This window comes from Pantoea sp. Fr+CA_20 (assembly GCF_024520835.1).
In the GTDB taxonomy this organism is placed as follows: domain Bacteria; phylum Pseudomonadota; class Gammaproteobacteria; order Enterobacterales; family Enterobacteriaceae; genus Pantoea; species Pantoea allii.
Window position 1 is genome coordinate 81512 of sequence record NZ_JALNPN010000004.1, and the last position, 13563, is coordinate 95074.

General features: G+C 54.9%; 12 protein-coding genes and 3 pseudogenes. 5 read left to right on the forward strand and 10 right to left on the reverse strand.

Features of this window, described 5'->3' with window-relative positions; translation table 11 throughout:
• The first annotated feature begins 77 nt into the window (after positions 1–77).
• A complete protein-coding gene (locus tag NR177_RS07260) occupies positions 78–515 on the forward strand; it encodes a ribonuclease domain-containing protein (protein WP_063879525.1) in 438 nt (145 codons plus the stop codon).
• Positions 516–517: 2 nt separating this feature from the next.
• Positions 518–781, forward strand: a complete 264-nt coding sequence (locus NR177_RS07265; RefSeq protein WP_096010679.1) for a barstar family protein — start codon at positions 518–520, stop codon at positions 779–781.
• On the opposite strand, the gene NR177_RS07270 is transcribed toward NR177_RS07265, so the two are convergent.
• The 4 genes from NR177_RS07270 to NR177_RS07285 all read right to left on the reverse strand — a co-directional run bounded on the left by NR177_RS07270 (position 778) and on the right by NR177_RS07285 (position 8788).
• Positions 778–3153 carry a virulence factor SrfC family protein gene (locus NR177_RS07270; RefSeq protein WP_256852563.1) on the reverse strand — a complete coding sequence of 792 codons (2376 nt, stop codon included), beginning with the start codon at positions 3151–3153 and terminating at the stop codon, positions 778–780. The two genes, NR177_RS07265 and NR177_RS07270, sit on opposite strands and share 4 nt — an antisense overlap.
• On the reverse strand, positions 3150–6113 hold the full coding sequence (locus NR177_RS07275; protein WP_256852564.1) for a virulence factor SrfB: 2964 nt from the start codon (positions 6111–6113) through the stop codon (positions 3150–3152). The genes NR177_RS07270 and NR177_RS07275 overlap by 4 nt, the downstream gene beginning before the upstream one ends.
• A gap of 2 nt (positions 6114–6115) precedes the next feature.
• Positions 6116–7450, reverse strand: coding sequence for an SrfA family protein (locus NR177_RS07280; protein WP_256852565.1), 1335 nt, complete (start codon positions 7448–7450; stop codon positions 6116–6118).
• A gap of 162 nt (positions 7451–7612) precedes the next feature.
• Positions 7613–8788 (reverse strand): benzoate/H(+) symporter BenE family transporter, encoded by a 1176-nt coding sequence (locus tag NR177_RS07285; RefSeq protein WP_256852566.1) that lies wholly within the window; start codon positions 8786–8788, stop codon positions 7613–7615.
• 92 nt (positions 8789–8880) lie between these two features.
• Here NR177_RS07285 and NR177_RS07290 point away from each other — a divergent pair, with 92 nt between their 5' ends.
• Both NR177_RS07290 and NR177_RS07295 read left to right on the forward strand, forming a co-directional pair.
• Positions 8881–9426 carry a helix-turn-helix domain-containing protein gene (locus NR177_RS07290; protein ID WP_256852567.1) on the forward strand — a complete coding sequence of 182 codons (546 nt, stop codon included), beginning with the start codon at positions 8881–8883 and terminating at the stop codon, positions 9424–9426.
• 179 nt (positions 9427–9605) lie between these two features.
• Complete coding sequence (locus NR177_RS07295; protein WP_256852568.1) at positions 9606–10163, forward strand: isochorismatase family protein; 558 nt, start codon at positions 9606–9608, stop codon at positions 10161–10163.
• A 3-nt stretch (positions 10164–10166) separates the two neighbouring features.
• Here NR177_RS07295 and NR177_RS07300 read toward each other — a convergent pair whose 3' ends face one another.
• The 3 genes and pseudogenes from NR177_RS07300 to NR177_RS07310 all read right to left on the reverse strand — a co-directional run.
• The gene (locus NR177_RS07300) at positions 10167–10592 is read right to left on the reverse strand and encodes a type II toxin-antitoxin system VapC family toxin (RefSeq protein ID WP_256852569.1); all 426 of its coding nucleotides are present in this window, start codon (positions 10590–10592) and stop codon (positions 10167–10169) included.
• Positions 10592–10840, reverse strand: coding sequence for a type II toxin-antitoxin system Phd/YefM family antitoxin (locus tag NR177_RS07305; protein ID WP_063879534.1), 249 nt, complete (start codon positions 10838–10840; stop codon positions 10592–10594). The genes NR177_RS07300 and NR177_RS07305 overlap by 1 nt, the downstream gene beginning before the upstream one ends.
• 221 nt (positions 10841–11061) lie before the next feature.
• Positions 11062–11442 (reverse strand): annotated as a pseudogene (locus NR177_RS07310) (TonB-dependent receptor domain-containing protein); the annotation flags it as partial.
• Here NR177_RS07310 and NR177_RS07315 point away from each other — a divergent pair.
• Positions 11436–11960: pseudogene (locus NR177_RS07315) on the forward strand (DUF4113 domain-containing protein); the annotation flags it as partial. The pseudogenes NR177_RS07310 and NR177_RS07315 overlap by 7 nt on opposite strands.
• A 5-nt stretch (positions 11961–11965) precedes the next feature.
• On the opposite strand, the gene NR177_RS07320 reads toward NR177_RS07315, so the two are convergent.
• The 3 genes and pseudogenes from NR177_RS07320 to NR177_RS07330 form a co-directional block, all read right to left on the reverse strand.
• Positions 11966–12700, reverse strand: coding sequence for a hypothetical protein (locus tag NR177_RS07320; RefSeq protein WP_256852570.1), 735 nt, complete (start codon positions 12698–12700; stop codon positions 11966–11968).
• A 105-nt stretch (positions 12701–12805) separates the two neighbouring features.
• Positions 12806–12877, reverse strand: a complete 72-nt coding sequence (gene pqqA / locus NR177_RS07325; protein WP_002905689.1) for a pyrroloquinoline quinone precursor peptide PqqA — start codon at positions 12875–12877, stop codon at positions 12806–12808.
• Between the two features lie 173 nt (positions 12878–13050).
• Positions 13051–13317, reverse strand: a pseudogene (locus NR177_RS07330) (TonB-dependent receptor plug domain-containing protein); the annotation flags it as partial.
• Positions 13318–13563: the final 246 nt, after the last annotated feature.

Below are 13563 nucleotides of genomic sequence, written 5' to 3' on the forward strand. Positions count from 1 at the left end.
CCAGGTAATCTGGCCCGCGCTTTTTGATCCTCGGGTAAAGCTGCTATCATCTGCATCCTGTTTAAAGGGATGCCATCATGTCAAAAAAACTGTGGGTTGGGCTGGTTCTGATCCTTGTCCTCTGTTGGGTAGGGTTAAAACCTTATTTGACCTCTGCACCAGCCAAAACGTCTGCGTCAGACATTGCTGCCCTTACGGATGTGCGAACGGTCGCCCGGTGGGTCCTGCAGCACCAGCAACTGCCCGATTATTACATTACCAAGAAGCAGGCCCGTCGCCTTGGCTGGAATCCCGCGAAAGGGGACTTGTGCGAGGTGTTGCCGGGTAAAGCTATCGGCGGCGATCGTTTTTCCAACCGCGAAAGAAAATTACCTGAACGTTCCGATCGTCAGTGGTTTGAGGCCGATGTGAACTACCGTTGCGGTCACCGTGAAGCAGACCGGTTGGTTTACTCCTCCGATGGCCTGGTTTTCCTCTCTACCGATCACTACCGCACCTTCAAGCCGGTCCCTTAATCATGCTGACCTTACGTTTCGACCTGCGTCAGATCACCGAGCGTGATGCCTTCTATCGCGCGTTTGCCGCGCAGAGCGGTTGCAGCGCTGGATTCGGCAACAATCTGGATGCGCTATGGGACTGGCTGACCGGAGGAATGGCGTTGCCCGCCGAGATTCATCTGCTGCATGCAGAACAGTGTCATGCCGAGCTGGCACCTGTGGTGGCGTTGCTGGAAGAGGCGGCGCAGTCGCTGGCGGGCGAGCTGCGCCTGATTGGCAGTTAGTGGCGTAACGGTTTGAGCAGCGCGGTGAGTGACTCGCGCGCGGCGACCGGCAGATCGCCACCGCCGGTGTAACCGTTGTTCTCAATAATCACCGTGTTCAGCCCCACCAGCCAGTCGTAAATATAATAGGCCGTATGGTTAGCGGGCGCGGCAGAAAGCTTCGTCAGTCGCTGACCTGCGCTAAAATTCACGCTGGGCGCGGGCGGACGCGAGAAAATCGACTGTCCCCGATTGACCCGGCTTCCCGGACGTTCCGCTTCTGGTCGCTGAAGAAAACCAAGCCAGGCGACAAAATCCCCCAGCACCGTCATCGCGCGGGTTACCTGACGGTCAGCACGTGATTCGTGTGTCATGCTCTGTGCATCCGGTTCATGTAACGCCTGCTGCAGGGACTGCAGAATACCGGTGCGGAAGCTGGCCGTAATCAGTTCTTCGATCAACCATTCCATCGTCGCTTTATCAATATTCAGCAAGGCTAAGAGGCTCTGGTTTTCCGGCAACTGACGCAGATGGTTCAGCCACAGGCTAAAAACCTGACGTGGAAACTGGGCTGAACCCTGACCGAAGCTGGTCTGCTTAGGGGCAGGCTGTTCAACTTCGGCATCGCTGAACAAATCAAACTCAAAGCCAATACCAAACTGATTTTCCGGTGCCTGAATGCTGGAGGTCGCCGCCGGAACAGACGAGGTGGACTGGTTGAGCCACAGCTGGCGCAAGGCTTCGCGGGACGGCTGTAAGCGCTCAAGCAGTTCGCCATGCAAACCGGTGCGGTGTTGTAAACATTTCAGCAAGGTGTCGGCGATGCTTTGTCTGCGTGCGGCCTGGTCTGGCGACGCACCGGCTTCCGTCCAGGGCTGCAGTCGGCGTTCGACCACGGCGTGCTGGATTTGTGCCAACTGGGCAATCAGCATATCGCGACGTGCCTCTGGCTGCATTTCTTCCTGCAGCCAGTCAGACATCCGATCCACGCCTGCGCGATCCAGGGCCAGCATAGAACCCCACTGCTGACCCGGTTGTCCCACCTGGCGCTGTACCGCCTCGTCAACATTGATCTGCTGATGGCGCGCATCGTAAGGCGTGATCGCCCAAATCAGGCGAGGTTTTTCACCCGCTTCATTGACCGGCTGGTGGCGCTGCCATTCACGCAATGCCCGACTGGCGACATCGACATCCTGACGCTGGCTGGCGGCGGTGCAGATCAACAGCAGGTCGATACTTTGCCGGGCGGCATACAGGCCCGGGATCAGGATTCGTTTGTGCTCAAGCAGGCGCGCGCGTAACGCATCCTGCTTCTGCAGACGCTGGCGATCTTCACGCAGCGCCGGATCGCTCGGCGTTCCGGGTGCAGGCAGTTCCAGCATGTCGGCATCGTCATACAGCGCGGTGCGCGGGGTGGAGCTGAGTGGGATGGTGACCTCAAGCGTTAGCAGGGCCAGTAATCCCAGCGTCACGTTCTGCGGCTTACCCAGACGGTTACCGTTTAACGGACAGACTTCAACCGACAGCGACTGATCCTGCTCGCTGGCGGGAACGATCAGCTGCTCAGCGGGCAGCAGGGAATTATCCGTCAGCAGACTGAGCGGAGCCAGTACCCGGGTGCTGTTACGCAGCTGATGGCGTAAGTGCAGTAAGCTCCGCACCAGCTCATTCAGGGCCGGCTCGGCGGGCCACAGCAGTGAAAACAGCTGCACACGGTCATCCACGCTCAGCCAGGGAGCCAGTTCAACAGCCTGCGGCCAGAAATGGCGATCCAACTGGGCGTCATACAGATGATGACGGCGGCACCAGGACCAGAGCGTGACCAGTGCATCGCTCTCCAGACCTGGCAACGGCGTAGTTAAACGATGGCGTTGCAGGCGCTGCAGCACGCTGTCAATTTTCGCAGTGTCGGGCTGCGTTACCCCTTCACCACAGGAGATGGCCAAACGCAACACCTCGGCCTCGCTCAGCAGCGTCAGCTCGACCGGCCACTCCGAGGAGAGGATTTCACGCTGGTGGGTAAAACGCGTTGCGGTGGCAAAATCGAGATTGCCGGGGTTGACGTGCTGGAAATAATTAATCGGTTTATCGCTCAGCGCGGTGATCAACTGACCTTGTGCGTCAGCCACCATTTCCGTCAGCAGCCAGGCTTTGCCCGCCTGTGACTGTCCAAACAGCGCCAGCGTTACCGGGCGCGCAACCTGCTGCGCCAGGGCCTGCGCCTGCACACGCGCCTGCCGTAACTGCAGGGTCAGGGTTTCGGCTTCCAGTGCCAGCCGCGGCGACTGTTCGCGGGTGCTCTCAATCCAGGCCAGGCTGCCGTTCAGGGCGTCCTGCAATAAACTCAGGCGTTTTGCCAGCGTCTGCGGCTGGCGGGGTTTTACCGATCTCATCGTTTACACACACTCCCGCTGTCAATCCAGTATTGCGCATTGGCATTGCCCGTGGCGGAGAGAGTATTCAGTTTGAGGCTCAGATGTTCAAGTGGAACACGCGTGCCATCATCCAGTTTGGCTTCGCTTAACACCAGATTTTCAGGGCCGGGCGTACCCGGACCGGCCTTCACTGCCAGCTTCACACGCAGAACGCTTTCACCTGCGACCTTGCGTGCCAGTGCCGCATCGTTGAGCGTCAGGCTGTACAGTGGCGAGGCGGGCCAGCGTTCATTATCTAACTGGCGGAATCCCAGGCATACGTTACCGCGAATGCGGAAGCTGCTTTTACGGTCCAGCGAGAACTGGTGATCGTCGAGATCGATGTCGCTATAGCAGAGGTTCTCGTCCGTCAGCGCCTGATTTTCGTCCAGCATGCCCAGATAGCGAATGGTGGAGTAAGGCTCAAAGTCACCTGCACGGAACCAGAAGCTGCTCAGGCGTAGATCCAGCGCCAGCAGACACAGCATCGCGCCGACTGCGGCGGTCGATTTCGGGTTATCGATACGGCCGTGCTTATTAAACGGGTACCAGTCACTGGTGTGATAGCCTTCAAGCGACAGAATACGGCTACCCGGCAGTGGCTGTAGATGGCGCACCAGTGCCTGAATGCCCGGGAACCGAGACGGACGTCCGGTCAGTAGCAGCACATCGCACTGATAGAGCGAGACCACTTCACACATGGAGCGCAGGGCCGGAATAATCGCCATGCGGTGCTGCATAAACTCACCGTGAAGCTGGGACATGCTCACGACCAGCGGCACCTCAAGCAGATCGAAACGGCTGTTACCGCCCAGTTCTCGCTGAATTTCACCATTAATAAAGGCAAGCACCGCATCGGCAGGGCGCTGATCGACCAGTTCGCCAAACAGGGCGTTGATCTCGGCATGGCTTTCCAGCGGGTCCCAGTTTTCGTACCGTTCCAGCACCGCCTGAGCCAGCGGGATAAACAGCTGTAACGTGGCCTGCTGGCGTAACGTTGCCTGTCCATCCATGCGGCTGTCGTGACCAAACAGCTTGTTGATCAGCGGCTCAGCCAGCGTCAGTCCTACTTTTTGCAGGCTCTGCTGCAGTGCAGGCAAAATCCACAGCTGAATCACATCCAGTAAAATATCATCACCGGCCACTTTGAAACCTTCGCGGAATAGCAGGCGCGGGGTGATTTTGACGTTGTTGCCCTGACCGTCATCAAGACGGTACTGGGTAATGGCTAAATCGGTGGTGCCGCCGCCAATATCAATGGAGGCGATACGCAGGCTCTTGCCTGGCAGCTCGTCGGCTTCGCGCGGGCGGTCGGGGCGCGCCATGCTGCTAAAGAAATCTTCTGCACGACCGGCAAAGTTAACCTGGGTCTCGTTAAACAGCCACACCATCTGGCCGCAGGTGGCTTCGTCCCACTCCATCTGCACATCCGGCACGGGTTTGCTGCTTTGGGCCTGGCTCTGCTCGGTAAAATCCTCGTCAGCCGGATGCCAGCCCTCGGCTTTCCACACCAGCGCGATGGCTTCCTGCATACGGCGACGGAATATTTCACGTTCGGGTTTTGGCATGGCGGACGGCAGCGTCAAAATGACATGGCGCAGCTGGCGCGGTGCATGGCTTTGCGGCATACGCTGACGCTGTGCCGCGCTGTTCATTTGCATCAGCGCCTGGGCCAGCAACTCACACAGCATAAAGGTCATCAGTGAACTGCGGCTGTAGTGGGCGGAGAACACGGGTAAGCGCTCGTCCACGGGCAGCGCATACAGCGGCTGACCTTCGTCATTCATCAATGAGGTAAAAGGTGCAGCACAGGCCTGAGGCTCACCCTGCGGACTCTGTTGATTGAAGCGCCAGCCTGGCTGATAGCGTGCTTCGTCCCACAGGTAACGGCGAGGGCTGGACAGGCCGGTACTGCCTTCCAGACCGGCACGCTGCAGCGCCAGGCGACTGGCTTCACGTCCGACGCGAGTTAACGAGGGCCACATAAAGGCCTGCTCGCGGCCGCTTTCCAGCGAAAAGTTAGCTTTACCAAAACGGGCTTCGGCAAATTCCAGTCGACTGTCGAACAGTTCGTTATAAACCCGATGGGGCTGAGACAGATCGCGCATTTGCAGCTCATAGGTCTGCTTCAGGCCATTGCTCTCTTCCGGGTGATCTTCCACGAGGATGCCGCAGGTGTGGGAGTTCCCCACGTCGAGAATGATATCGACATTGACCGCCGGCGTTTGCAGCGTGGCGGCCTGAATATGAATTTCAGTAAGGTTAAGTTGTTCGCCCAGCAATTCCAGCAGGTTGAGGTAATGCGCCTGGTATTCAAACTCACGCAGAGCCTGGCTAATTGCCTGTTCCCGGCGATCGGATACGCGATCCGTGAAGGACTCGCGCAGCCAGCCATCCACCCACGTATGGTCAAGAAAATCGCCCAGCTCGTAGTTGTGCCAGGCCAGCGCAAAGGTGACACCGTTTTGCGCATCGGAGGGCGTCAGTCCCAACTGCTCGCCGCCGTCTTCTTCAGGCACGCAGCGGGTATCAAAAGCCAGGGTGACGCGGTGCGTATTGCCTGTACTGTCCGGCTTATCCAGGGCAACCAGCCGCATGCGCGCCCAGTTTTCCGGGCCGCCAATAAAACGTCGGCCTGATGCGCAGCGCAGCATCGGCAGCGGCAGCCAGCATGCTTCCAGCAGCGTCAGGGAGTCGGCCAGGGCGATGTCGGTTTCAGGGCGAACCACTTCCGGCGCACCGCCGTCCTGCGGATAGAGTAAAAACTTACCGCTGTTGCCGTCTACATTCAGGCGCAGCAACGGGCCGTTCGCGGTCTGGCGCACGAACTGGCGGCGCGCCTGAGTAGCGGAAAGTTGCAGACCAAAATCAAGAAACTGTACGCCACTGTTCTCAATCAGTGAAATCTTCTGCTTATCATCGATCAGGGGAGCCAACATAGTTACTTACTCTCACGCTTAATCGTAATGGGATACGTACGATCCCCACTGTACTGTGCTTCACATGCTGCCGCGCCAATGCTGGAATGACACACTAACAACGGCATGCGATAACGCGATTTGTCCGCGCACCGGGCAGTAAAGCGGCTCTCAATCACCAGGTTACCGGCGCTGGTCATCGCAGCGGTCACATCAGCCTTACAGGTGGTGTTGCCCTGGTTAATCTGGACGTTGCCTTTGCCGTTTTTGAACTGGAAGCGCATCACAGGCGGTTTACCGGTTGGGGTTTTGACCTGGTCAATCTCCACACGCCAGCGACCATCAATGACCTGTACCTGGCCATCGCGAACGGCATCCGGTGTCACCACCAGATCCTCGGGTTTAGCGGGCACTGCCGGTACGACGACGTTTGAAAGCGTGGATGACGGGGCGCTGGCCGTTGCTGTCGCGGTGTTTGCCACCACTGCGGCCGGTTTTTGTGGCAGCGTGGCGGACAGTTTTTCAGCCGAAGCCACCACCGCCGGAGGCTTACTCGCGATAACCGGAGCAGGCGTCGGGCTGTTTTGAGCAACGGGTTGCGCTGTGGTAACCGGTTCTGACTTTGGCATATGTAAAATAACAGCCGTTGCTGCCGCAGCGGCCACGGCCAGGGTTGGGATGAGATACCACAGGCGGAAAGGCCGACGGCGTACTGCCGCCACAGGCAACGGTTCGGGTGCCTGAACAGGGACATCGCTGATCGTCGGCTCCGTAACCTCGGGTTCAGGTATCACCACAGGTTCAGGTTCTGGCGCAGCAGCCACGGCGACAGGCTCAGGTGGCGGTTCAACCAGCACAGTGGGCAGTGACTCTTCAAGGCTGTCACGCAGGCAGGCCAGCGCATCATCACGATTACGCTCCTGAGCGTCGACAAATCCCCAAAAGGTAATGACGGGTTTACCGTTAACCAGATACACATATTGCTGATTAGGGAACTGCAGGCTTTTGCCTAACAGCGCACCAAACAGGCGCATGGCCGGATTAGCTGCATCGCGTGCGCGGGCGCTGATCTCCTGCAGGTCCTGCTGGCAGGCGGTGAGGTGTTGTAAAGCCTGACGGCGTTCATAATCGCTGGCACCCATCCAGGATTTCACTTTGCCCGGGAAGGGCGAGTACCAGTCAAGCCGGTCGCCACGTTCATTGGTTTGTGGAATGGCCAGGCAATTTGCCAGTGCGCTTTGACGGCGCAAACGCAGGGTTTCACGGATTTGCAGGGCGGAAGCAAATACAGGCTGGCCGTTCTCGCCCAAAGCCAGAACCGCATCCAGATTGCCGCTGCGCAGAAAAGTTTTTGCCACCTGTTAAGCCCTTATCGGTCGTTGTCTGAGGCAGAAGATCGCGTGTTATCGTCGATTACGGTGATTTTACGTGGGACAATGGCAAATCAAACCGCTGAAAAAGGGGATAAATGCGTGGTTTTTTGACCCGCTGCCGGGAAAATAACCAATGCCCTGATGATGTTACGCTGTTTTACGCTTTAATAACAGATGTGCAACCACGCCACCGACCAGGCCCCAAAACGCCGAACCGATACCGCAGAGCGTCACGCCGGATGCCGTAATCAGAAAGGCAATCAGGGCGCTGTCGCGCTCGTCGGGCGTATCCAGCGCACGTTGCAAACTGCCGCCGAGGGTGGCAAGCAGGGCCAGACCGGCCAGAACCTGAACCATCACCTCAGGCAGTGCGCTGAACAGCACGGCAATCAACGCCCCGGATAATCCGGCGAGCAGATAAAAAAAACCAGCCAGCGCGGCCGCTATCCAGCGTCGTTGCGGATCGGCATCCACCTCTTCGCCCATGCAAATCGCGGCAGTGATCGCTGCCACACAAACCGAAAATCCACCAAACGGAGACAGCACCAGGGCCAGCAGCCCGGTCCAGCTCATTAATGCAGAGATCGGCGGTCGGTAGCCGTGTGCCTGCAAGGTGGCAATGCCTGGGGCATTTTGCGAGGCCATGGTCACCAGAAAATAGGGTAGACCAATACCCATGAGCGTGGGCAGTGAAAAGGTCGGCCAGACAGGGGCGGGAAGGCTAAAGCGCGCCACATGCTCAGGGAAATGAATGCTGCCTTGCCCAAAGGCGATGGCAAGGCCCGCCAGCAGGGCGATAAGAATGGCATAGCGGGCGAACCAGCGGCGTGCCAGCAGCCAGATTAAACACATTGATGCGGCCAGAGTGAAATTAACTGATAAATCGCTAAACGTCTGCAGGCCAAATCGCAGTAAAATCCCCGCCAGCATGGCGGCTGCCAGCGAGGCGGGAATGTGGTTCATCAGCCGGGCAAACAGGCCGGTTACGCCGCACAACACAATCAGGGCGTTGGCAAAAACAAACACCCCGACGGCGTCGTTGACAGAAACCCCTTGCAGGCTGGTCGCGAGTAACGCCGCGCCAGGCGTGGACCAGGCGGCTAAGATCGGCATCCGGTACGCCAGAGACAGCCCCGCCGAGGCAATGCCCATCGCAAGGCCAATCACGGAAAGCCAACCGGCGATCTGCGTGGGCGATGCGCCTGCCGACTGAGCGACCTGATAAATAATCGCACCGGTACTGCTATAGCCCACCAACACCGCGACAAAGCCGGAAACGGTCATGGGCAAGGTAATGGGGAACGGCGCGCGGTGTGCAGACATGATGTAACCCTCTTGTGCGTTATAGCGCACATCGTCGCACAGGGCGTTATAACGCACAAGTGTTACACTGAAGTGGTACAGCAGGAGACAACATGGAAAATTTGCAGCAATATCTTGGCGATGCGCTGAAACAATTGCGCCAGGCCAACGGCTGGAGCCTGACTTCAACCGCGGAAAAAACGGGCGTGAGCAAGGCGATGCTGGGTCAGATTGAACGTGGCGAATCCAGCCCCACGGTGGCGACCTTGTGGAAAATCGCCACCGGATTCAATGTCCCGTTCTCGTTTTTTGTTCATAACGGATCGCTTTCCGCCGGTGAGGTGGCAAGTTACCGACAGCACAATGCCCAGATGACGGTCACACCGTTGTTACCTTATGACGAACGACTGCGTTTTGATTTGCTGGCGGTTGAGCTGGCGGCCGGTGCACAAAGCGATTCCGCGGCCCATGAGCACGGTGTGATTGAGCAGGTGGTGGTGCTGGAAGGGGAACTGTTACTGGGCATCGAGGACACCTGGCGGCGGCTTAAACAGGATGAGGCCTTTCAGTTCAGGGCGGATGTTGCCCACAGCTACCGTAATCCCCTGAACAGCCGCTTACGCTTTCACAGCCTGATTCATTACCTTGGGCGAACCTGAGCTTACAAATTGAAACCAGCCGCGCCTGTTCAGATCTGACCGGCATTTGTATACTCACTTCCCCTTTGTAAGGCCGCGCTGCACGCCTGTTTGCACCTCGTTGCAAACGCTGACTGCCTGAGCGTCGCAGTCTGCACCTTACTGACTCGTTATCTGTTACCGCTTCCAGAGGAATTATCATGGCTTTAACCACACTTGATGCGAAAACCGCGCTGATCGTCATCGATCTGCAAGAGGGGATTGTTGCGCTGCCAGTTGTGCATGAGCCACAGCCAGTTATCGAACGCTGCGCAATGCTCGCCGCTGCATTCCGTGAAAAAGATCTGCCCGTTGTGCTGGTCAACGTTGCTGGCGGTGCGCCAGGACGCAATGAGATGCCGCGTCACGAAGGCGAGCTGCCTGCCAACTGGGCAACCCTGGTTCCTGCCATGACACCGCAGCATAACGACCTGACCATCACCAAAAAAACCTGGGGCGCTTTTCATCACACGGCGCTGCATGATGAGCTGCAAAAGCGTGGCATTACGCAGGTCGTTATTTGCGGCATTGCCACCAGCATTGGGGTGGAATCGACGGCACGTCAGGCCTATGAATTAGGTTACAACGTCACGTTGGCGGTGGATGCAATGACTGACCTTAATAGCGACACCCACGAAAACAGCATCAAGCGCGTGTTTCCCCGTCTGGGTGAAACGGGCAACTGTGATGATGTGCGTGCAAAACTCAACGCGCTATAATCGCTAAGCAATATCCCAGGGATTGAGCAGCATAACGCCCAGTCCCTGGAAATCTTTCAGGTTACGCGTGACCAGGATTAAATCGTGCTGTAGCGCCGTCGCCGCAATCAACGCATCGGTTTCAGCGCGCCGGTCGGGCACGTGCAGTTGGGCGCAGCGCCGCGCGATGGGGCCATCAACAGGCAAGGTTCGCTGACGATACGCCTCAAGTACCTGTGTCTGATACCAGAGGCGCAAACGTTGGGTCTGCTCTTCATCCCGCTGTTCAAGATGCAAAATCCCTCTCTCAATTTCCAGCAACGTCAGGGCGGAAATAAAGGTGCTATCAGTGCTGACCGTGACAGCCCAGGCTTCGACGTTTGGATCGACGCGCGCTGTTCCTGCCTTGCGCAATTCGGAAACGACATTCGTATCCAGTAAATATCGCATCAGAAATCGACATCCCGCGCGGTAATACTTAGGCGTTCCGGTGTAAAATCAATATCTGCTGTTTCAGGCATGGCTAATGCCATCGCCAGATTTTTTTTGCCACCCGTTAATGTTTGATAAGCTTCAAACGTTAACAGGACATGCGCGGGTTTACCGCGATCGGTAATGTACACTGGGCCGTCCTCCGCCTCTTTTTTCGCCTTTGACACGTCTTGATTAAAGGCACGACTTGAATAGATTTTGTTCAACGTGAGTGCTCCTCACATGTAGTTACGTTACTACATAGAGTTTATGTGAGTGGATCTTTTTGAGCAAGTTTTGAACGAAACCTCGAGTGCTCTCGCAAAATGGCACAGCGGAAACCGGGATGGGTGGGTGATACGATGAACTGACTGACGACAGCGAGATGCCAGCGTCAGGAAGGATAGCGGAGAGAGGCCACCAGAGCGGCGGCCGCGTGAGCCCTGTATTACTGGAAAGCGTAACTGACCGTCAGGCCCACGCTGTAGTTGCGCCCCGGTGCCGGTTCGAAATAACGGCTGTTACTTTCGTTGACGATCACCGAGCCCACGTAATTCCGGTCAAACAGGTTATCTACCCGCCCAAACAGATCCAGTGTCCAGCTGGCAACCTGCCACTTATAGCCGCTGTTCAGCGAGATAATGGCGTAAGAGGGCGCGCGAACGTCATTGCTGTCATCCGCCGCAATATTGCTCATGTAACGCCATTCTGCCCCGGCGTAAAAACCCTGTTCAGGGGCGTAAGCCAGCCCGGTATAAAGCATATTGCGCGCGATGCCGGGAATACGATTGCCGTTGCAGCTGTTGTCACCACAGGCGTTGGTCCGGTATCACCGAATACATGGATATGCGTCAGGCCGTGTGTGCTTTTGCAGAACGCGCCGCAGAAAAGCTGAGGAAAGAAAGGCAGTACTGCAAACAGATTGCTGTATTTGTGCGTACCAGTCCGCACGCAGAAGAAGAGGTGTTTTACGGTAACCAAGCCGCTGGAAAGTTGCTCACGCCTTCTAACGATACCCGCGACATTATCCGGGTGGCTATGGACGCACTGGATCAGATATGGCTCGACGGTCACCGCTATATGAAAGCAGGCGTAATGCTGGGCGATTTTTTCAGCCAGGGAGTGTCTCAGCTCAACCTCTTTGATGAATACCGGCCACAGCCCAACAGCGAAGCTCTGATGCGTGTTGTGCATGGGCTTAACCAGAGCGGCAAGGCTAATTTATTCTTTGCCGGGCAGGGAATAGAGAAATCTTGGGACATGAAGCGGGAGATGCTTTCCCCCGCGTATACTACAAGGTTTTCAGATTTGCCAATCGTATGCTGGGCAAATCTATATAAATCTTAATTATATTAAAAAAGTACTCTGTCACTTGTTTGCCCAAGTAAATCTTCAATACGATTTAAATTGTCTAATTGATCTTGGGTTAAGTTTATATTGTATTTAATAGTTATTGAATCCAGGATATCCATAACTTCTTTTGTGATTTTTTTAATTTCATCTCGCTCTATACGATTTTGAAATGACTCTTGAGAAATGTCGCTTTTTTCCTTGCTAAGGATTTTTATTTTATCATTTAGTTCATTTTTTTCTTTGATTAAGGCGTTAACGTTTTTTTCTTTTTCTCCATTTTGCTCTTTAAGTTCATTAATACCAAGCCTCATTTGTTCAATTTCTTTTTCTGCATCCGTAGTCTTACGGTCGTAGGCAATGTCAGCTTCAGCCCTTAGCATCTCTGTGGTTTTCTTCCTCTTTAATGCATTATCAATCCTATCAGCTAATTTGTCCTGTGAGCGCTTGAATGGTCCACTCTGAAATTTATAAGCATACTCCACGATGTGCGGCATCACTACTACGTAAAATATTGCAGAAATAACAGGGAAAGCCAATGATACTAATACACCGCCTGCGTCGATCATATCCTTGATTCTAAATTCTATGTCTTTTTTGCTTAGAAATAGAATTAAAATTATTTGCCAATTTAAACAAATCCAAGAAAATATAAACGCGGCTATTAAAGGGTTTGATACACGTTCAACGACAGAATATTTTAGAGAATTTTTGAAGTCAGACAGGCTTTTAAACATGGTGAAGTTACCCAGAAATGATTAGCAATTCTTACAAATCATACATCACCATTTGCAGTGAGAAAAGTCCTAAAATGTGTTGCCCGCATAGTGCGGGCAACTAGTTTAACGGTTAGAAATGTATAGGGTTACTTCCAGTCCTAAACGCAAGTCGATAAATGCTGGTTTCTTCCACATGAAAAACTCCTTTCTCAAAGAAAATTGGCAACATTAAGAACTAGAAAGTCTAGCCAAAATGAGTACATAAATGAGTACATAAATGAGTACATAATTAATATGACTCAATTGATTGAATGTATTAAAAAACAATTACATACAATCAATTCAGTCAAGTATCTGCCTGTTTAGCCAAAACTTTGTCGATTCTGAATCTGCAATCCTGGTACGCTGGTCAGGCTTTCTGACAGGTTAACGCGCGGCGTGGCCTGGCGCATATCATCGCCGTTAACCACGCTAACGGCGGCAGGCGTATCAAGTTCGCTCAGGCCTTTTGCGGACGGTGCCGCGCTGACGACCAGCGTATTATCGACGTCTGCTGCGAAGAGCGGCAGCGAAGAAAATATGGCAGGCAGGACTAAAAACGGCAGGCTGACCCGACGTAATCGCGTAATATTCATTTGTATTTGGCCTGAAAGCGTGGATTCCCTGGGTATGTCGCCTGCCAACCAGTGGCTTAAAAACACAGCGGTTAACGGCAGGTCGCGAAACTAGTGGTGCTAAATGAACCAACTGGAACAATCGCGGCATATATTAATATTTTTGTCAGTTGTTTGGAAATCGTAAATGATTGATTGGTTTATATGATCGTCATGGCGTTAAAACGTCATGCCCTTAGCGCGGTTAACCCCGTGATAGCGCACTAC